This is a genomic window from Mesorhizobium sp. M5C.F.Cr.IN.023.01.1.1, from assembly GCF_003997585.1.
Taxonomy (GTDB): Bacteria; Pseudomonadota; Alphaproteobacteria; order Rhizobiales; family Rhizobiaceae; genus Mesorhizobium; species Mesorhizobium wenxiniae.
Genome location: NZ_RZSU01000031.1, coordinates 42,327 through 62,110 on the forward strand (window position 1 = coordinate 42,327; position 19,784 = coordinate 62,110).

Here is a 19,784-nt window from a genome sequence, read left to right on the forward strand (position 1 = left end):
CTGTACGCTGACGAACTTGATTGCTCCCTCCTTGTCGAAGTGCTGTCTCGCCCAGACGCAAAATGATGTCGCGTAAGGGAACCGGAGGAGAGCTCGGCTTTACATGCAGACGCTAATACAGTTCATACGTTCGCATCCCGTTCGGGCGGGGTCGGAAAGGGATTGGGGAAACGGCTTTTTTGGCGTTGTCACAAAAAGCTACAAACCTCATTCGATCATATGCCACCAGGGCGACGAAGACGACAGGATCTTCATCGTAAAATCGGGTTGGGCCCTACTTTATCGCGATCTGCTTAATGGTGGACGGCAGATCGTTGACACTCCTCTTCGGGGGGACATTATCGATTTCCGTTTCGTAGAAGGTCCCCGCTACGCTTCACTATCGTCCATAACTGAGTTAGCTGTTTTTGACGTTTCCAGGAAGGAACTGACTGAGGCCATCTTTGCGGGAGGCTTGCTGGCGAAAGAGGTTGCCTGTTCCTTAGCTCGCCTGAACGCTATCTTGGCAGAGCATCTAGTGAATATCGGGCGGCGCAATGCGATAACCCGCACAGCCCACTTCTTGCTTGAACTGGAGGAGAGGCTCTCCATTGCTGGCATATCCGCCCAGGGACGGTATGATTGTCCCCTCACTCAGCACGATCTGGCTGACATTCTCGGGATGACCCCTGTTCATGTTAACCGCACGCTGCGGGAACTCCGCAACGCCGACCTCCTCTCTTTCAAGGCTGGCCATGTGCAACTGATCAATCGCAAGAAACTGGTCAAAATGGCTGGGTTCGACAATGAGTATCTCAGGTATGGTTTGTAGCTCGGGCTTAACTTATTGATTTCGTTCGCGCAGGATCTTCATCCGATGGCGAGCAACTGGGTCTTCCCTGGCGGGAACAGGGTGTTTCGAAAAGAGCCTGCTCGCGGTCATGAAAACGTCCATTTGGAAATTCGGACACATTCGGTTTAGCCACCGTCCGGGAAGCCCGGGCGCATAACGGCCTTGGCTACCGCAGGGCATTGGCTTACCTTGAGGTAAAAATTGTGCCAAATTGATCCATGTTAGAGCTCGCTTATATACAGGTCGTAAGCTGTGCGGGCTGTTCTCGTAAGGGCCAGGTGAAGAAACAGCTCGAAAACCTAAAACGTTGGAGCAATCGACCTGAATCTTTTGCGAGGGAAATATCAACTGTCAAATCGGAACGAGGGAGCCGTATTGGGCCGCCGTAAAGGCGGACTGCGTGGGAAAAGTTGGGGATAGATCATGACCTCCACGATAGGACTGCATAGTAACACTTCTGCTAATCGGTCAGTCGCTATATCCCGGGAAACGGGAGCGCTTCACGAAAAAGAAGAAAGGGGATATCTCCTTATCCTGGACGAAAGGGCACTAGACCGCGAGTGCCTGGCATCAGCCCTCCTGGACCACGAAATCGGAATGGCGATAGTCGCCATGCGTTCGATCGAAGAATGGCGCTTCAAGAAGCGATCAGCTTCTCCCCTCGTGGCCATTCTCTTCAACCTTGGCGACCAGAAGGTCACCGATAATCGTGTCGCAGACAAGATCAAGCGTATTTCGTCCGAATTCAAGTCGGTCCCTGTGGTAATCCTGGCCGACACCGAAGATCTTGCGCAGATATTGGCGGCTCTCGAATGCGGCGCGCGCGGCTATATTCCGACCTCTGTTGGGATCGATGTCTGTGTCGAGGCTGTCAACCTTGCGGCGGCGGGAGGCATCTTCGTCCCGGCGAGCAGCGTCCTGTCAATTCGGCATCTGATAAATCCAGGCAGCCGCGACGCGCAACCTTTGACAGACATGTTCACCCTCAGGCAGGCCGAGGTCGCCGAGGCGCTCCGGCGTGGCAAAGCGAACAAGATCATAGCTTACGAACTCAACCTGCGCGAAAGCACAGTAAAGGTACACATCCGAAACATCATGAGAAAGCTGAAGGCGACTAATCGCACCGAAGTCGCATACAAGGTCAACGATCTTTTCGCAGAAGGAAATCTGGCTGAAGAGCGAAACCAACAAGAAGAAGGCTCGCCGTAGAGGAGTTTCGACGAGCCGCCTTCGCACATTAGCCATCTGGCATCTTCACAACAGCCAAGACGGCAAGCCATGAAAAAAGCACAGAGGCAATCAGCAACTTCACTTCGGCTTGAGTGTATTGATCCCGACCCGACTACCTTCCTGCCGCAAATATGGCCGATCAGTGCGATCATAGAATGTGTGCTCGGCCACCCAACGCACGGCTTCCTCGACCGTGTCGAAACTCCTGCGCTGCCCGGTCAGCAGCCAGAAACCTGTCTCGAGAAACCACTTTCCTTTCGTGGAGTAAACTTCCTCATCGAGCTGAGTAAGAACTGCTACCAACTGGCGGGACGCGTTGCTCCCACTCCGCGAGCGAGCAGTAACTGGGGCTTTCCGCGGACATCACGAAACGAACCGCTCATTGGCGCTCGTCCTTCAGAGGGCCGGATCATTCGGGCGCTAACGCTTACGGAGCATCCCCTTTTTGTTGAATTAGCAAATATAGGAAAAGGACTAAGCTGCCGTTTCAGCTGGCGGCCCGCAACACGCCGGTCAGGCCCAGCGGCCATCCGGTCACACACCGATGCGCACGGTGCAAGGCGAACATAGGGGGATCAAGCAGTCAAAGCTAATTTAGTTCCGGAACATTTTGGCTTTTGAACCTTGAACCCGTTAGTATGATGAAGCTATCCGATCTCGGCCGATTTGAGCCTCATCTCAACGGCAAGACTGCCGCTCAAGAAAGTGAGTATTTCTACCGCTGCCCCAAGTGCGGACAGATGGTGGACGAACGCGACGCGCGGCAAGTGATCTGGCATTCTTTCTCGGAGCACGAGCGACTGATTATCGATGGCGGAGCATCTCACCTGCCATAGTGTAGCCCAGGCTCGCTAGCTCACGCTCCGGGATGAGCGCAACGATGCAAGCGTCCCTCGCAGTTCGCAGCAGAAGCTTCGACCAGGCAGCTCATGGATGTGCTAGATCACGACGACATCGATCACGCGAAACTCAATTCACGCGAGGCATCTCAAGTTCATCTAGCGGTGCAAGGTATGGATCGAGTCGTAGGGCTGGTGACCCGCAAGCCGCTGCTTGGCGAACCTTTTTGGCGAACCAACTATCGATAAATACCGATAATGGTGGGCCCGGAGGACAATCACAAGGCATTTGATTTCATTAGGTTTTTTGTGGTCACGTATCGAGGAATCGTATGGTTCCGCAGCAGGCGTGAGCTACATCTTATCCATGTGGCCGGCCTGCTGAATCAAAATGATGGCTCTGTCAGCGGTGTAAGAGATGTCGATCCAGCTCGTCAGCGTCCTGCGCCCGGGCCGCAGTGGCCTGGACAATGACGCACGCTGTCGCCGCAAATGCAGCAGAGGAAATGCCCGCCCTCAATGTTGCCTCCAAGACGATGTCCCAGCTGTCGGCTTCTCGCTGTGGCCGGAACTCTTCGACCCCTGAGACGATAGAATTTGATGGATCTGGCACTGCAGGGAAAGCGTCTCATGCGAGAGCCTCCGGATGCGCAGCGCCGACGGATCGGCCCATGACGTCCGACGCAAACTCATGCTCTAAGATAATCCGACCGGGGTGAGGTCGCTGCAAAGTTCAGACGCCGCGGCGATATTTCCCTAGTTTCTTAAGCGTCGTCAGTTCGCGGAACCATTCTCGCAGCGGCTTGGCGGGCATTCCGCCCCAGCGCTCGCCTGCCGGTACGTCTCTCATGAGCCGCGATGCTGCCGCAACTTGAGCGCCGTGGCCGATGTGGAGGTGACCCGCGATGGCGCTATGGCCGCCCACCGCAACGCAATCCTCCAGCACAGTCGAGCCCGCGATCCCGACCTGGGCAGTGATGATGCAATGTCGCCCAATCCGAACATTATGCGCAATCTGAACGAGGTTATCGATCTTGGTCCCGTCCCCGATGACGGTGTTGCCGCCGCTGCCACGATCAACAGTGCTGTTGGCGCCAACCTCGACGTCGTTTCCAATAGTGACACGGCCGATTTGCGGTACCTTCACAGGTCCTGAAGCGCTCATCGCGAAGCCGAAGCCATCCTGGCCTATGCGGGCTCCGGCATGAACGATCGATCGATCGCCAATATTGCAATGCGCGATTGTGACACTGGGGCCGATAGAGCAGTCCCAGCCGATCACCACGTCTGGACCCAGCACCGAATGCGCACCGATAGTGGTGCCGGCCCCGATAAATACCCGCTCTCCGACAACAACCCCCGGATCGAACAAGACGCCGGCTCCGACCTGAGCCGATGGATGAACAAAACATCTCTCAGTTATATTGGTACTGCCGATGAGCGGCGCAGCGCGCAACGCCTCGGGGTGCAGGCGCGCAAGGATTTTGGCAAAAACCAATCGGGGTTCCCGCACAGTTATGGGAACGGTACCCGACGGGACTATCTCGGCGAAGCGCTCTGTGACAAGGCAGGCTCCGGCCTTGGTGATCCGCAGGGCGTCAGTATAACGGGCATGATCAATGTAGGCGATATGCCACGACTGTGCCGCCTCAAGGCTGGCCCCACTTTGCAAAACCATGTCTGGATCGGCGGATGCCGGCAAAGGCACTCCGGCCTCTTGTGCGAGTTCGGCTAATGCTAGTCCAGCCGGCTGGGGAATCGGTGACACGGTCAGGCTCGGTTCATGGGAGGATTGGGCATAGGGTTTGCCATCGTGCGTCGGTTGCCTCCGGGGGCGGGGGAGCAGGCCGACCGACTTACCGCGGGTCCGCATGCGGACGACGCATTCCATAAAGCCGGATACCCGGCTACGAGTGTTGCGCGATACAATTCTGCTCTACTGGCTTTGCGGCCGTACCGGCTTGTCGGTCCACGAAGGCGGCAAACCGAGTTGTGAGCCTGCGAAGTCCTTCAGTCCGGGCGCCCGGCCGAATCTTTCGCAAGCCTGATACTTGGGTTTGCCGCCGAGCCCGGATTTCAACTTCTGATAAGACGGCAGCTTCGGCAGGCCAAACTTGAACGGCGTTTTGCCCGTGACAAGCATCTTGGAGAAGTCACTTCCGAAACTCTCCGCCAGCGAGTAGGCGTCACCGATCTGTGACATCCGCGCGCCTGTGGTCACGAAATTCGCTCCCTTCGACCACACCATCGCTGCCGCCTGTTTCCCGTCTCGGGTGGTCGCCTCGGCCTCGACGGCAAGCCCACCCAGCCCCAGTGGAATTCTCGGAACGGGAACCGAGGAGGCAGCGAATGATGCCCCGATCGACGCCGCGGTCGACAGCCCGGCAACTGTAGCATTGGTGGGCACAATGCGGGTGACCGTAGCGTGAACGACCAGATCGGCGCTCTCTCTGTCGTCCGTGACAGTGAAGCGATCGCTGACGCCAACGCAAAGCGCGCGGCTGACCACGGTTGCCACGAGGGCCTGATCAGTGACCTTTATCGAGGCTTGCGCAGCGGTGGGCGAAACAAGCGTGGGCTCGATGTAGACTGTTCTGCTTACATTGAGATCCGCGGGCACTGCCTTGTATTCCGCCTTCCTGATCCGCCCATCCACTTTGGTCAGGCCGTCATAGGAGGTCAGCGTGTTGTCTGGCTGGAGTGGCACCGAGGTGCAGCCGGCGACTGCCGACAAAAGCAGGGACGGCAGAAGCGCGAAACCGATCGATCGATGCTGCCGTCGATCGGCAGCCTGGTTTGTACGGGAATTTGGCACTTCGTTCTCCTGTTGGGGCTTAAGTATTCGAATGAGGCAGGCGGGTGGGCTATTGCCTCTGTTCCGCGGGCTGGGCCGCGGCAAGCTTGTCGGTGAACACAGGCCTGTCCTGCCACAGCGTCCCGTTCGCCATTTCTTGGTACCCGAGGTTGTAAACGGCCCGCATGTAGTCAGTGTTGAATGGATCGGTCATGCTGTAAGGGAACTGCTTGTCGATCGAAGCCACCCGGAACCGAATGCCGTTCTTCTGGGCGTAAACGTAAGTGGCCAGCAGCGCACTGCGGGTCTGTGCCTTAATGAGAGTAGAATTCGCCCTGGCCATGACAGCAAACGTGTTGTTCGTCGTCGTGGTGAATTCCGGCATCAGCGCATTGTTGATGATGATCCACATGTTGAACTTGAGATTGTTGGGCCGCACGTCTTGGTCCGAATTGGCTATCCACCCCTCCGGAATTGTCAGGATCTGCGTTGCCGAACCACCGTCGGAGTGCATTTCTTCAAATGACTCTCCGCCGGCTTCGGCCTTGATGAGCACGGCTGGGTAAGCGCCGGGAACACTTGCCGAAGCGATGAGTATGTCCTGGAAAAGTTTCAGCGCACCGGGCCGCCCGCTGTTGGCGATGGCGCCCACGTTCCAGATCACGGCTCTTTGAGAATCAAGATTCGAGGTTAAGATGAGCAGTCGGCGCCCCTTGCGGTGCTCAACAGCAATTTTCTCCAGTATGTCGCGTGTCAGGTAGCGCTCGACCATTTTTCGCAGCGGCTCCTGTTTCAGGAGACTTGCTCCGAACAGGCCCTTCGGCAGGAAATCCGCATCGACCAGCCCCTTGGCGACGCCACTTGTATAGAGATCCACGAGTGGCTGGTCATAGGCCGAGCCGAGGAACGCGTACGGCGCGATCAGCGCACCCGTGCTGACACCGCTGACCATATCGAATTCCGGCCGCTGCCCGCTGTCAGACCAGGCCTTGAGGGCCCCCACGCTGAAGGCGCCTGCGCCACCGCCGCTCGACAGAACCAAATAGTTGATTTCCTTGCGCTGCGGGACGGGGAGCCAGGCGTGTGCCTCGGGCAGTTTCCGGGCCGAATCCGCATATATACGAATGTCGCTGAAGCCTTGGATGCTGGCTACGGTCGCAGCCTTTGACCCGTAGACAATGCGGTCCGGCGCCAGACAGCCGGCAAGAAGAGCCAGCAGGACCATGGCCACCAGTCGATGCATATCTACCGCCTTGTCCCGGGCCATCGCCAGTTGGAACCATCACGGTTTCCGCCGACGGTGGGCATACTCCGCGACCATTCTTGGTCATCGCGTCTGGCGGCATTAATCCCGATTTGTCATTGCCGTGGGTTATGTATTGTTAAGAGTTGTTTCGGCCCGCGACCCTGGACGCGGGCAAACAGTCCGCCGCTCGAAAAACCTGCTAAAGCGTCGAAACCGGCGCCACCAATGGTTTGGCTGTTGCCGGCCACTGGGATGGGTGGTGCGCGTGTCCCGGGGACCGTGACGCGGCACCCGGCCACGCGGTCCGAGCGAATGGCTGGCGGCCTTCCGTGCAAGCGCGAGGCAATCGGCCACAGTCGCGCCGCGCGACCCGCGTAATGCTGATGCTTCTGCGGTCGTCCTGTCGAGCGGATCAGGACCATGAACTGGTCCCGATGGCCGAGACGCCACTCCACGCCTCGCGCGGTACGCTTTTTTTCGATTTTGGCCAGGGGAAGTACGCGGCATTGTCTCCCGCAAGCGATCTCCGGCATGCTCAAGCCAGCGCCCGGTTGGTTTGAGGCAATATCGATGCGTCCCCTACCCTCGGATCGTCGATGGCTTGGGTTCTCCCGCACGAACCCGCGACACCTGGTATTTTCTTCTCCGTGCGGGCGACCTCGGCCCTTGACGCCAGACCGCGAACGGCTGAGCCCATCACGCTCCTCCGGTCGCGTCTGGACGCCGGGCGATCCGGTAAACCTGCGCAGGCGGGGCATTGGTGAAAACCCACTCGGTGAAAGCCGCCTCGAGGCCGACCCGGTCAAGGACGCAGTCAGGAACCGGGCAACGCCAGCCATAGGTGAATTGAAAGAAGGCGCCTTCCGGGCGAAGAATGCGGAAAGCGCCGTACAGAATGGCGAACACACGCCAAGCCGGCATCGTGAGAAGCGGAAGGCTGCTGATCACCGTTCCTATCTTCTCGCCATTGAAGGGATCGCATCGGCGTAGCTCCGTCGCATCAACGTTCAGCAAGGCGGCAGCCGGAAACTGGCGACGCAGCATGGGAGCAAAGGAGACGGCGTTTTCTATCAGCGCTATACGCTCCTGCGGCACGCCGCGCAGGATCAGCTGCCTGGTGAAGACACCGGTCCCGGGGCCGAGCTCGACAACCGGAGACTGCGAGGAACTGATCTCGCGCGTCATTGCCACCGCCAGGGCTCGCCCGGAAGGCACGGGCAAGGCCGTCCGAAAAGGATGCGACATCCACGTTCGCAAGAGAGTAGTTGGGTTCCACATTGCACAGCTCCGCATTGACGACAGAGAACATTGATTCACCCGCAAGCCCTGCCGGGAGACGCCAGCCGCGGATTCTGAAGGGATGAGGTGTTGCTGACCGCAAAGCGTCGGCGCCCCGACGGTTGCCAATGGCTTGTTGTGCCGCCAGTTTGCCGACGGGGCCGGCGAACGGCACGGAACTCCTAGAATCTATAGCCCACCATGAGCATCCCGGAAGGCTGCGCGGCTTTCCGGACGATGGGGCTGTCCTTCGCGTCGCCTGTGAGGAAGCCCACCCCTGCCTGGCCGCGGACAAACCAGTTCTGCGATGCCATATAGGTCACCGAAGCTTCGATATCGAAGCGCTTAAGCCCTGCACCCGCATCATACTGCTGCAACCCCGATCTTGCAGACTGCAGAGCAGTCACTCCAAAATAGCTTTGCATGTGGTTTTTGTCAGCGAAGGTCGCCGACGCGCCCGCAGAGAGAATAAACGCATTGTAGTGATGGGAAACGTTTGCACCGATTTGACCAATCAGGCCGTCGCTGCCGCCGAACGTCTTGTCGACAGACGCATAAAATTCCATCGGCCCCACTTCGTATGAGAACTGCGCTCCGACGACACCGCCGCCGTCAATATCACCGAGGCCTTTCAGGTGCTTGGAGTCCTTTTCCTTTCGCCCTCCGCCAATGTCATAGCCGCCCTTCACCAAGACCTTGAAACCGTTGGTTTCCAGCACATCGATGCTCAGGCCGCCTGGATCAATGGTAAGACGACCAATGGTTGCGGAGATCATCGGTAGCGGGACGAGTTCGAACTCGTCGGATCCTTCGTATTTTGGCGCGTACATAGCTCCGGCGGCAAGCATCACGTTCCAGTCGGCAAGCTTCTGGCGTATAGGGCCGTACCGTCTCTCGTCGACAGCATCCGCAGAGGGCGCTGTTGCAGCCGCCTCATTCTCGAACGGTTCAGCTGCGCCTGCTTGGAACGGGAAAAAAGCGACTGCTGAGAGGCTCGTGGCGACAACAGCATGCCGTGAACGGGTTGAGAGAGACATTTTGGCTGACATGCGAATCGGCTCCTAGGGATGGTGGAGGAATTCAAAGACGGCAAAAGGGAAGCCCGACGCAGTCGTACCCCCAGCGTGCGCACCATCTCGGACTACGAGGTTGCTTTGGGTTTTGTGATGTTAAGAAATGTTGCGGCGCAACACGCCTGGCGGGTATGGCGGGGCAACAAACGCGCGGCCTTCGCTCAGATCATGCATATCAGAAGCGAGGCCAAAACTGTGCGTTAAACGAGTCGACTCAGCAACTGCGCTACTCCGGCAATCAGCCCCAACACCAATAGCAACAGCGAGGTATTCACCGACCACTTGATAACTAGGTACAAGGGTCGGTTCGTCGACTTCAGCGCCTTGGTGCCTGTCAGCAACGGCGCGAGCCCCGCAAAGATCCTGTTGGCCAAGCCGCGACGATCTTCCGGTGTGTTGGGCACCACGGTGGCACGCGTCAGGCCTTCGTAAAAGAAATTGAACACCTCCCCGAGCGGGTTCAAAGGCCTTTTGACATCACACATGAGGATGAGGCGGTCGCTTTCGGTATCGTTGCGCACGAAGTGTAGATAGGTCTCATCGAACATGATGACCTCGCCGTCGCGCCAGCTCAGGTTGCGGCCATCCACATTGATGAAGCAGGCGTCGGAGTTCGGAGTGGCGAGACCGAGATGGTAGCGCAACGACACAGCGATCGGATCGGCATGCCGGGTCAGTTGGGCTCCTTTGGGAAGATAGGCAAACATCGCACCATGCACGCTCGGGACGCTCCGCAGTATCTTGACGGTCGTGGGGCACAGGCGTCTCGCGGAATGATGCTCATACCCGTACCACTTGATATAGAAGCGGCTCCAACCGTACTTGAAGAACGTCCGGAAGCCTACGTCGTAGGTCCCTGCGGTGCCCGGCCGTTTGGTGGAGTCGAAGTAGTTTTGGCGCAGCAGTTCGAGGCCTTCGTGGCGAATGGTGTGCCAGTTCTGCCGCAGCACCGCGAGATCCGGGAAATCGGCCGGGTCGAGAACAGCCTTCGATCCGCGCTGCTGCGTCGTCATGTACAACGCACAATTCAGCGGCGAGAAAATTGGCCATCCTTTGCGGATGTACTCCGACAGGCTTTCGTAACGGGCTCTACCCCGGAAACGATAGACATACACGATGCTCGCGGCCACAAGCGCGACCATGACGACAAGAATTAGCATGCGATTTGACCTGAATGCGCCGGTTGCCGCGATGTTGATCGATGATCCCGTTGCGCTGACCCAACTCAGCCACTTCAGGATATTTTCATCCGAAGCGCGCGCTCACACGCTCCGGATGGCGGCATTAGTTCAGATTTGTTATTGCCTTGGATTTTGTATTATTAAGAGTTGTTATCCTCACGGCGCCCTCGCCTTCGGTGCCCCACATCTCTTGACAGTTGGTCGTGATGAATGCCGGCAAGCACCCGGCTGGAGCAGCCAAGCCCAGGCTCACCCTTGACGGGATTAAGTCCTCGATGAGTGCGGGCGTGGTTGCCTTGCCCCGTTTGACCAACCACCGTCGCCTGAGGTGTCGCGCTCCCCGCGCCACAGGTGCCCGCTCCGCTCGGTGGGCGGCTAGCCGGCAACGAGTTCGCCCGGGATTCCCGGGCTTCAAACTCGTCGTCGGCGAGCGCGTTAGCTAGAACGAACGCCTCGCAGCTATTACGACTTCGTCGACAAGGTCTCGTCCCAGCAAGTCGATGGGAACACTGCCCTCAAGATACGGTGAAGGGTGAACGAGCCATGACCAGGCGGACCTTGGCTCCTTTGCCAGCGCGAACACCTCAGGGATTCCGCCTTACCCGATTACTGATAGCGCGCGCCGATACGCAATACGGCCTAATGCAACACGCAATTCGCGGCGATCGATTTGGAAGAAGGCGGCCGGACCGCTAGGGTCAGGATGCGCAAACGCTATCGATCTCATGATCATCTCGGCTGAGGACGGCTTGCCGCTCAGGGCAGTGGCGGCCGCGATGACCGGCAACAAAACTTCACCAACTGCCTTGGTTTCGTCCTGCTTTTGACATCGCAACGGTCAGGGCCGCGACTACGTCGAGACAAGACAAGCGCGGACGCCCTCATGGCCAAGGACGATGATTTAAAGCTGGCAGACATCCTGAAAGACCCGCTCATCAGACAGATGATGCGTGCGGATCGGGTGTCCGTCAGAGCGATGAAGAAACTGCTTCAGGATGTGGAGCGGTCCCACCGGCTTGCTGGGAAGGATCAGCCATCCAGGTCCAGGAGACGCTCTCCACCGTGATACAGTTTTGAACGCCGCTCCCGCCATCCGCGCCCCAGGGACTCGCTCTGTCGCCGACTATCTGCCTTTGACGAGCGCCTCCCTCGCGGAAGCCTGCTTCTGCACATCCTCGGCCTTGCTGCTGCTGAGCGCAACAACGCCCGTCAGCGGCAATGATATCGTCGCGCGCAGCCCATGCGGCGATATGTTCTCGAGGGACAAAGAACCACCGAGGCTCTTTGCGATCTCGTCTGCGATCGAAAGGCCCAGTCCGAAACCGCTGTTGGTATTCGAGGATCGAGCCTGGTCCGCCTTGAAAAATGGCTCCAGAGCCTTCTCGTGGAGGCCCTCTGCAAGGCCGGGGCCATCGTCCTGCACAACAATGGACACCCTGTCTGACGGGAAATTGGAGAGCTGAACATGCACTATCTTGCCGAATCTGACGGCATTTTCCACGATGTTGGTAACAGCGCGCGACAACCCTTTCTGCTTGCATGAATAGACGAATCGCTCAGGGCCGACATACATCACCGTATGTCCAAGGTCGGAGAATCCGGCAACGATCGTCTTCATCAGAGCTGCGATATCAACCTTTCGAAGAGGCTCGTCGCGGGCCGTACTGCTGAGGTACTGAAGGCTCTCCTCGATCATCGCCGTCAATGTGGCGATGTCATCCAGCATCGCTTGTTTGGACGGGATTTCCTTTGATCGCTCCACGCGCATTCTCAGCCGCGTCAGCGGCGTTCTCAAGTCGTGGCTCACGGCGGTCAGCATCCGCGTGCGGTCGTCGACCATCTTGCGAATTCGACCTCGCATATCGTTGAGCGCCATTGCCAGGGTGCGAAGTTCCTTGGCGCCTGCGACCGCGAACAATTGCTCCTCGTTACCGTCGAGCCGCAGGCTCTTTGCCGCTTCGGCAAAGCGCACGAGCGGCGATGTGATCACGCCGCCTATGTAGAGGACCAGCAGAAGCATCGGCAGGATCAGAATCAGTATCTTTGCAACGAGTTCGACAATTGTGCCGAAGAACGTTGGATAGGTGTCGGCGTCCGCGAAGCGGATCAAGAGCCCACGCTGAGCGTCGACGCGCACTGCCAGGGCGTTGTGTTCCGCGTCCTGGGGAAGAACCGTGGCCGAAAAATCAGCAGGCAGCGCGACGCGAAGCTTGTCGGCGATGACTTGCATATCGTCTTCATCGCTGCGGGCGACGATGACATCGCGCCACGGCAGAATCCTCATTTCCAACCCGACGGGAGCGGTCGCCGGCAGCAGTTTCTCGGCGCCCGCATCATCCGTGTTCCTAAGCTGCTCCACGATCAATTCGATCTGTGCGCGTCTGACGGTAACTGCCTGCTGGGCTGGGCCATTCTGGAAGATGTAGGGCTCCGGCATCAGCGCGATGACGCTAAGCAGCACTGCCGGAATGGGAATCGCGGCGAGCACGACGAATTGAAGGCGAATGGGCGCCCGTCTGAACCGGCCGATCATGAGGCCACCGCGACCTCTGGCGTGAAGATATAACCGCCCAGTCGCACCGTCTTGATGAAAATTGGTTCCTTATAGTTGGGTTCTATCTTTTGCCGGATACGACTGACATGCACATCGATGCTGCGCTCGACAGGTCCGGCGGCGCCAGCGTGGGTGCGGGCGAGTATGTCTTGCCGGTTCATGACCTGTCGAGGATTCTCGCAGAACACAAGCAGCACATCGAATTCCGCTGTCGTGAGCGGCACATGGACACCGTCCATGTCAGTCAGTTCGCGCGTGACAGGGTCGATGCGCCAGCCCGCGAACGTCATAGGGTCCTGGCCTGGCTTGACCTGGCTTGAATAGGACGATCGACGCAACAGCGCCTTTATTCTCGCCAAAAGTTCCCTGGAACTGAACGGCTTTGTGACATAGTCGTCAGCACCCATTTCCAGTCCAACGACCCTGTCCACCTCTTTCGTGAGCGCGGTTAGCATGAGGATAGGTGTGGTGTCGGATGCCCTGATCCTTCTGCAAATGCTGAAACCATCCTCTCCCGGCAGCATGCCGTCCAGGACGATCAGGTTGAACTCCCTCTTTTTCAGGACGCGGTCCATCTCGACGGCCGATCCGACCGTCTCGGCGGCATAACCTGCATCCCTCATCAACTCGATCAGCATCGTCGCTATGTCCCGATCATCCTCGACGACGAGGATACGGGTTGAAGGTGGACTGGGGACGCTGCACCCGACGTTATCCATAGGCCTGGCCATCTTCTTGCCCTTTCGCTTTCCGAATAACACGCCCAACATCATGGCTGTCAGCAACAATTGTGTTTAATTTTGTTGCTGCGCCGCTCCCGCGAGACCCACCGCATCTGCTTCCACGAAAGCAAACCTTTGCAACGCGGCGCCGATGACCCTGGGGGCCGCGGCTTAGCAATTCTTAACAATACAAAATCCACGGCAATGACAAATCGGGGTTAGTGCCGCCAGACGCGATCATCAAGCGATCGCGAAGTATGCCGACGCGCGTGGAGACCTTGATGGTTCCTGCCTGCAACGGCCCGGACAAGGCGGTAGACATGCATCGACTGGTGGCTATCGTCACGATGGCCTTTCTTGCTGGCCGGTTCACGCCGCACCGCACCACTCACCGATTGCACGCGGTGACAAAGCCAGCCCGTCGCGGGACTGTCGGCACGGGCGGCATCGCGGCATGCCTGATCGTCTCAGGCTGCACGACCGTCGCCAGCGTACAGGAGCCCGATGTCAAAATAGCAAAGGCGTGGCATGCGACCTTGCCGCATGGCGGCCGGACCGGCGATCTCATGTCCTGGTGGGCGACATTTGCCGATCGATCCCTGACGGCCCTCATTGCGTCGGCGCAGGCGCAAAGTCCCACTCTCGAGTCCGCTGCAGCGGAGATCGAAAGGGCTCGCGCCATGCTGGCGTCAACGCAGGCCGGCCTTTTTCCCGCGATAGGCGGCTCGGGTTCGCTAACGCGCGCGGGGACGGGCGGCAACAAAGCCAACCAGATTGCTGCCGAAACGACGACCAGTGGCGTCCTCGACGCCTCCTGGGAGATCGATCTGTTCGGCAAAACGCGCCAGAGAGGCGAAGCCGCGCGGCTGCGGATGCGCGAGCGGGCCGCCGATTGGCACGAAGCGCGCGTCTCGCTCGCGGCGGAGGTGGCGGACTACTATGTGCGGTACCGCGCCTGCCGGCAGCTGGAGCAGATCTATGCCACGGAACTCGCTTCGCAGCGCGAGACGATCCGGGCGATGGAAACGGCCGCAACCTCCGGCCTCATGTCGAGCGCCGACCTTGCTCTGGGTCGGGCGAGCGCTGCAGCCTCGGCCTCGGCACGGACCGCCCAACGTGCGGAATGTGAGGTTCTCGTCAAATCCCTCGCCCGCCTGACCGGCGGTGACGAACCCCGCGTCCGAGAAATTCTGGCAAGGGGCAAGCAAGCCTTACCCGCGCCGGCGAACCTCAAACTGTCCGCAGTGCCTGCCGAAGCCCTGCGCCAGCGCCCCGACATCGACGCCCTCGAACTCGAGGTTGCGGCATCGCTCGCCGAGATCGGCGCGGCAAAAGCCGATCTCTATCCGAGCCTCAGCCTCGGCGGCTCGGTGACGATCAGCAGCTCGTCGCTGACGGGAACGTCTCTTCCCTGGTCCTTCGGCCCGGCCGTCTCGATTCCGCTCTTCGACGGCGGCTCGCGCCGGGCGGCAGTGGGCAGCGCGGCGGCCGCATACAAGGTCGCGGTGGCCACCTACAAAGCAGGCGTGCTGGATGCGGTCGCCGACGTCGAGACCGCGCTGGTGCGGATCGACAGTTCGCGGCGGCGCATTGGCGACGCAAGAATCGCGGCGCGCAACTACCGCGCCTATTTCAAAGCCGTCGATTCGAACTGGCGGGCCGGTGGCGCAAGCCTCCTCGACCGTGAGGATGCCCGGCGCTCGGCGCAGTCGGCGGAGGTCTCGCTCATCGAGATCCGTCGCGATTCCGTGCGCTACTGGATCGCCCTCTACAAGGCGCTCGGTGGCGGCTGGGATGCGAGCGCCTCCTTTCCCAAAGACCTGCCGCGAAAGACGAAGGAAAACCTTCTCTGATGCGATGCTCCCAGCTTCTTTGCGCGGCTATTATCGGCGGGACGCTTGTTCTCGGCACGCAAGCCGCTCCGGCGCAGCAGAACGAGGCGGTCGCGCTGACCGTTGTCGCGGCAAAGCCCGTTGAACGCCAATGGCCCGAAACTGTACCGGCCAGCGGCTGGCTCAGACCATGGCATGAGGCGGTGATCGCCGCGGAAATCGGCGGCCTGCGTGTAACAGACGTCCTTGTCGACGTCGGGTCTGTTGTCTCGAAGGGCCAGCCCCTCGCCCGGCTTGCCGATGAGACGGTCCGCGCCGAGTTGCGCAAGGAAGAGGCTCTTCTGGCAAGTGCCAAGGCAGACCTTGCGAAGGCCAGGGCAAACGCCGACCGGGCACGCAAGGTCCAGGGAAGCGGCGCGCTTTCCGACGAGAAAATAACCGAATATCTCATCGCCGAGCAGACGGCGGTCGCGGCTGTCGATTCCGCCCAGGCCTCGCTGGAAAGCCAGAGGATCAAGCTCGCTCAGGCGATCATTCGGGCCCCGGACGACGGACTGATCACCTCCCGCTCGGCACAGCTTGGCGCTGTCGTCTCTTCCGGCACGGAGCTGTTTCGTCTCGTGCGCCAGCAGCGCGTCGAGTGGCAAGCCGAAATTTCCGCACGCTATCTGCCCCTCATCAAGGCAGGCCTGATCGCCACGATCGTCGGCCCCGACGAGCGGCGCATGCAAGGGACCGTTCGGCTTGTAGCACCAACGGTCAGCACCGATACCGGCCGGGCGCTCGCCTATGTGGCGCTGCCTGCGCAGGCGCACCCGCCCATCGGCCTCTACGTCACCGGCGAGATCGAGCACGCGGCCACGGCGGCGCTGACCGTGCCAGAAACGGCGCTCATCATGCGGGACGGCATCGCCTACCTCTTCACCGTGGGTTCGGACAAACGCGCATCACGCGTGCGTGTGGAAACCGGACGCCGCAATGGCAGCGAAGTCGAAATCCTCTCAGGCCTTGATCCGTGGGCCGACGTGGTGGCGGCGGGCGGCACTTTCCTTTCGGATAGGGCGCTTGTCCGGGTGGAGGAGGACGCACGATGAACTTTTCCGCCTGGTCGATCCGCAATCCGGTCCCCGCCATCCTCCTGTTCATGCTGCTCACCGTCGGCGGTCTGCTCGCCTTCGATCGCCTGGGAGTGCAGAACTTTCCCGACATGGTTCTGCCGACGGTCCAGATCAACGCGGCGCTTGAAGGTGCCGCGCCGGCTCAGCTCGAAACCGAAGTCGCGCGCAAGATCGAGGACAAGCTCGCTTCGCTGAGCCTCTTGGACCACGTCACGACCACGATCACCGACGGCGCGGTCAGCATCAACGTGTCATTCAAGCTGGAGAAGGACGGCGAGACAGCGCTCAACGAAGTGCGCAATGCCGTCAACAGTATGAGCGGCGACCTGCCTGCCCAGATGCAGACGCCAAGCGTGACGAAATCGACGGTGCAAGGTTCGCCCCTCATTGCTTACGCCGTGCGCTCCGTCCGTCTCAACGAGACGGAACTTTCGTGGTTCGTCGACAACCACATGACGAAAGCCCTGCTTGCCCTGTCCGGCGTCGGCGAGGTCAACCGGATCGGCGGCATCGATCGCGAAATTCATATCGATCTTGACCCTCGTCTGATGAGCTCGCTTGGCCTTAGCGCGGCAACCGTTTCCGCGCGGCTCAAATCGGTGCAGTCGGATTCTTCGGGCGGCCGAGCCGAAATCGGCGGCAGCAAGCAAGCTATCCGCACACTCGGCGCGGTTTCTTCGGTAGAGGCGTTGAGGGCGCTCGCGATCCCGCTTCCCAGCGGCGCGCTGATGCGCCTCGACGAGATCGCCACGGTTACGGACAGCTTCGCTGACCGCTCGTCCATCGCCTATCTCGACCGGACGCCGGTCATCGCCGTGCAGGTCAAGCGCTCGAACGGCTTTTCAGACACCGGTGTCGCGGCAGCGATCCAGAAAGCCATGCAGACTTTCGCTGCTGCCAATCCCGACGTCGAGATCATCCAGGCCTACAGCACGACCGGGCCGATCATCGAGAACTATGACGGCTCCATGCACATGCTCTACGAGGGCGCGATCCTCGCGATTGTGGTGGTCTGGCTTTTCCTGCGTGACTGGAGGGCGACTTTCCTCTCGGCGGTGGCGCTTCCCCTATCGGTTATCCCGACCTTCCTTGTGATGTACCTGGCGGATTTCAGCCTTAACACCGTGACGCTGCTTGCGATCTCGCTCGTGGTCGGCATCCTCATCGACGATGCGATCGTCGAGATCGAGAATATCGCGCGCCACTTGCAGATGGGCAAACCGCCGAAGCAGGCCGCGCTTGAGGCCGCTGACGAGATCGGCCTTGCGGTCATCGCCACGACGCTGACGCTCGTCGCGGTCTTCCTGCCGACAGCCTTCATGAGCGGCATACCGGGCCTGATCTTCCGTCAGTTCGGCGTGACGGCGGCGGTCGCAGTTCTCGCCTCATTGGTTGTCGCGCGCCTGCTGACGCCGATGATGGCGGCCTACCTGATGAAAGCCCATCCGGTCGAAACAAGGGATGGCCGCATCATGCGCGCCTACATGGCCGTCGTCGAAGCGTGCCTGCATCGTCGCAAAGTGACGGTCGCCTGCGTCTGCCTGTTCCTTGGTCTCTCGCTTTCGACGATCCCGTTCCTCAGTTCCGGCTTCCTGCCCGCATCGGACGATGCGCAGACAGGGGTCACTCTGACGCTGCAACCCGGCAGCACGATCGAGCAGACGGACGCGATTACCAAACGGGCCATTGATATTGTTTCCCGACTGCCAGACGTGACGCGGGTGTTCTCCGCCGTCGGAAGCGCCTCTTCGGACGATCTGACCGAGTCCACCACGACCGCCGACACCGCGATCGCCTCACTCGTTGTGGACCTGAAGAAGATCGGTGAACGCACCCGCACGCAGACGGAGATCGGAAGCGATATCCGGCAAGCCCTGGCCGTTTTGCCAGGTGTCAGGCTCGCCGTGGGCACCGGCGGCAGCGGCACGACATTGCAAATCACACTCGCCAGCGACGATTCCGGTGCGCTCGATCAGGCGGCCGCCGCGCTCGAGGAACAACTGCGCACCCTCAAGGGCACGGGCGCGGTGACCTCCAGTGCCTCCCTGGAGGCGCCGGAAATCCAGATCGTCCCGAACCTCGACCGTGCGGCCGCCCTTGGTGTTACAGCGGAAGCGATTTCCGAAGCGGTCCGCGTAGCGACGAACGGCGACTATTCCTCCTCACTTGCAAAGCTGAACTTGCAGCAACGCCAGCTTTCCATCCGCGTCCGGTTTGATCCCAGCAACCGGACGGCCTTCGACAACATCGCCAATCTTCGCGTCGCCGGCGCCAGGGGCAGCGTCGATCTCGGCTCGGTCGCCGAGATCGGCATCGGCGGCAGCCCGTCGGAGATCAGCCGCATCGACCGTTCAAGAAACGTCACGCTGTCAGTCGAACTCAACGGGCGCATCCTCGGCGATGTCTATAGCGAGGCAAAGGCTTTGCCCGCCCTTCGGGCCCTTCCGGAAGGCGTCAAACTTGTCGAGCAGGGCGAATTGGAGCGCAGTTCCGAACTCTTCGACAACTTTGCCATTGCCATGGCGATCGGGGTCTTCTGCATCTATGCCGTGCTGGTTCTTCTCTTCCATGACTTCCTTCAGCCGCTGACGATCCTGATGGCGCTGCCGCTGTCCCTCGGCGGCGCGCTCCTGCCGTTGGTGCTGACCGGTACGAGCTTTTCCATGCCGGTGGTGATCGGGCTGCTCATGCTCATGGGCGTGGTGACGAAGAATTCGATCCTGCTGGTTGAATACGCGATCATCTCACGCCGCGCAGGCCTCTCTAGGTTCGACGCCCTCGTCGACGCCTGCCATAAGCGCGCCCGCCCGATCGTCATGACAACGATCGCGATGGGCTGCGGCATGCTGCCCGTGGCCCTCAGCCTCAGCGGCGGCGACCCCAGTTTCCGTCAACCGATGGCAATTGTCGTCATCGGTGGCCTGATGACCTCTACCGTGCTTAGCCTCGTCGCCATTCCCGTCATCTTCACCTTTGTCGATGATTTTCTCGCGCTTCTCAAACGACTTGTCGGCCAGAAACAGCAGAAGGCTTCACGGGCCTCCTCACCTGAAGACGGGGGACGGTCCGAGGTGCGGCTTTGGGC

General features: G+C 59.9%; 13 protein-coding genes and 1 pseudogene. 6 read left to right on the top strand and 8 right to left on the bottom strand.

Going from position 1 to position 19,784, the window contains the following annotated elements; all coding sequences use genetic code 11:
- The first annotated feature begins 103 nt into the window (after positions 1–103).
- From EOA78_RS14965 to EOA78_RS37060, 3 genes and pseudogenes are all read left to right on the top strand, one after another.
- Positions 104–811 (top strand): Crp/Fnr family transcriptional regulator, encoded by a 708-nt coding sequence (locus tag EOA78_RS14965; RefSeq protein WP_127315804.1) that lies wholly within the window; start codon positions 104–106, stop codon positions 809–811.
- A 444-nt stretch (positions 812–1,255) separates the two neighbouring features.
- Entirely contained in the window at positions 1,256–2,041 is a 786-nt protein-coding gene (locus EOA78_RS14970; RefSeq protein ID WP_164783765.1) for a response regulator transcription factor, read from the top strand.
- 926 nt (positions 2,042–2,967) lie between these two features.
- A pseudogene (locus EOA78_RS37060) lies at positions 2,968–3,150 on the top strand (hypothetical protein); the annotation flags it as partial.
- 484 nt (positions 3,151–3,634) lie between these two features.
- Here the strand turns inward: EOA78_RS37060 and lpxD are convergent.
- The 8 genes from lpxD to EOA78_RS15020 all read right to left on the bottom strand — a co-directional run bounded on the left by lpxD (position 3,635) and on the right by EOA78_RS15020 (position 13,758).
- A complete protein-coding gene (lpxD, locus tag EOA78_RS14985; protein ID WP_281034047.1) occupies positions 3,635–4,675 on the bottom strand; it encodes a UDP-3-O-(3-hydroxymyristoyl)glucosamine N-acyltransferase in 1,041 nt (346 codons plus the stop codon).
- Positions 4,676–4,837: 162 nt separating this feature from the next.
- Positions 4,838–5,716: a DUF3313 domain-containing protein gene (locus EOA78_RS14990; RefSeq protein ID WP_245477509.1), complete on the bottom strand. Its 879-nt coding sequence runs from the start codon at positions 5,714–5,716 to the stop codon at positions 4,838–4,840.
- A gap of 49 nt (positions 5,717–5,765) precedes the next feature.
- Entirely contained in the window at positions 5,766–6,962 is a 1,197-nt protein-coding gene (locus EOA78_RS14995) for a patatin-like phospholipase family protein (protein WP_245477510.1), read from the bottom strand.
- Between the two features lie 675 nt (positions 6,963–7,637).
- The gene (locus EOA78_RS15000; RefSeq protein ID WP_245477511.1) at positions 7,638–8,126 is read right to left on the bottom strand and encodes an SAM-dependent methyltransferase; all 489 of its coding nucleotides are present in this window, start codon (positions 8,124–8,126) and stop codon (positions 7,638–7,640) included.
- A 275-nt stretch (positions 8,127–8,401) separates the two neighbouring features.
- Positions 8,402–9,268 carry a MipA/OmpV family protein gene (locus tag EOA78_RS15005; protein WP_164783766.1) on the bottom strand — a complete coding sequence of 289 codons (867 nt, stop codon included), beginning with the start codon at positions 9,266–9,268 and terminating at the stop codon, positions 8,402–8,404.
- Between the two features lie 224 nt (positions 9,269–9,492).
- On the bottom strand, positions 9,493–10,452 hold the full coding sequence (locus EOA78_RS15010) for an aspartyl/asparaginyl beta-hydroxylase domain-containing protein (protein ID WP_127315809.1): 960 nt from the start codon (positions 10,450–10,452) through the stop codon (positions 9,493–9,495).
- 1,144 nt (positions 10,453–11,596) lie between these two features.
- A complete protein-coding gene (locus EOA78_RS15015; protein ID WP_127315810.1) occupies positions 11,597–13,006 on the bottom strand; it encodes an ATP-binding protein in 1,410 nt (469 codons plus the stop codon).
- Entirely contained in the window at positions 13,003–13,758 is a 756-nt protein-coding gene (locus tag EOA78_RS15020) for a response regulator transcription factor (protein WP_127315818.1), read from the bottom strand. Before EOA78_RS15020 ends, EOA78_RS15015 begins: the two co-directional genes overlap by 4 nt.
- Positions 13,759–14,030: 272 nt before the next feature.
- Here EOA78_RS15020 and EOA78_RS15025 point away from each other — a divergent pair, with 272 nt between their 5' ends.
- From EOA78_RS15025 to EOA78_RS15035, 3 genes are all read left to right on the top strand, one after another.
- Positions 14,031–15,602 (top strand): efflux transporter outer membrane subunit, encoded by a 1,572-nt coding sequence (locus EOA78_RS15025; RefSeq protein WP_245477512.1) that lies wholly within the window; start codon positions 14,031–14,033, stop codon positions 15,600–15,602.
- Positions 15,602–16,675 carry an efflux RND transporter periplasmic adaptor subunit gene (locus EOA78_RS15030; protein WP_127315811.1) on the top strand — a complete coding sequence of 358 codons (1,074 nt, stop codon included), beginning with the start codon at positions 15,602–15,604 and terminating at the stop codon, positions 16,673–16,675. The genes EOA78_RS15025 and EOA78_RS15030 overlap by 1 nt, the downstream gene beginning before the upstream one ends.
- A partial coding sequence (locus tag EOA78_RS15035) for an efflux RND transporter permease subunit (protein WP_164783767.1) occupies positions 16,672–19,784 on the top strand: 3,113 nt, incomplete at its 3' end. The genes EOA78_RS15030 and EOA78_RS15035, both read left to right, overlap by 4 nt.

Excerpts from the sequence above, each read along its gene's own strand:
- EOA78_RS14965 (WP_127315804.1), top strand. The coding sequence starts at position 104 with ATGCAGACGCTAATACAGTTCATACGTTCGCATCCCGTTCGGGCGGGG.
- EOA78_RS14970 (WP_164783765.1), top strand. The coding sequence starts at position 1,256 with ATGACCTCCACGATAGGACTGCATAGTAACACTTCTGCTAATCGGTCA.
- EOA78_RS14995 (WP_245477510.1), bottom strand. The coding sequence starts at position 6,962 with ATGGCCCGGGACAAGGCGGTAGATATGCATCGACTGGTGGCCATGGTC.
- EOA78_RS15000 (WP_245477511.1), bottom strand. The coding sequence starts at position 8,126 with ATGACGCGCGAGATCAGTTCCTCGCAGTCTCCGGTTGTCGAGCTCGGC.
- EOA78_RS15005 (WP_164783766.1), bottom strand. The coding sequence starts at position 9,268 with ATGTCAGCCAAAATGTCTCTCTCAACCCGTTCACGGCATGCTGTTGTC.
- EOA78_RS15010 (WP_127315809.1), bottom strand. The coding sequence starts at position 10,452 with ATGCTAATTCTTGTCGTCATGGTCGCGCTTGTGGCCGCGAGCATCGTG.
- EOA78_RS15015 (WP_127315810.1), bottom strand. The coding sequence starts at position 13,006 with ATGATCGGCCGGTTCAGACGGGCGCCCATTCGCCTTCAATTCGTCGTG.
- EOA78_RS15020 (WP_127315818.1), bottom strand. The coding sequence starts at position 13,758 with ATGGCCAGGCCTATGGATAACGTCGGGTGCAGCGTCCCCAGTCCACCT.
- EOA78_RS15025 (WP_245477512.1), top strand. The coding sequence starts at position 14,031 with ATGGTTCCTGCCTGCAACGGCCCGGACAAGGCGGTAGACATGCATCGA.
- EOA78_RS15030 (WP_127315811.1), top strand. The coding sequence starts at position 15,602 with ATGCGATGCTCCCAGCTTCTTTGCGCGGCTATTATCGGCGGGACGCTT.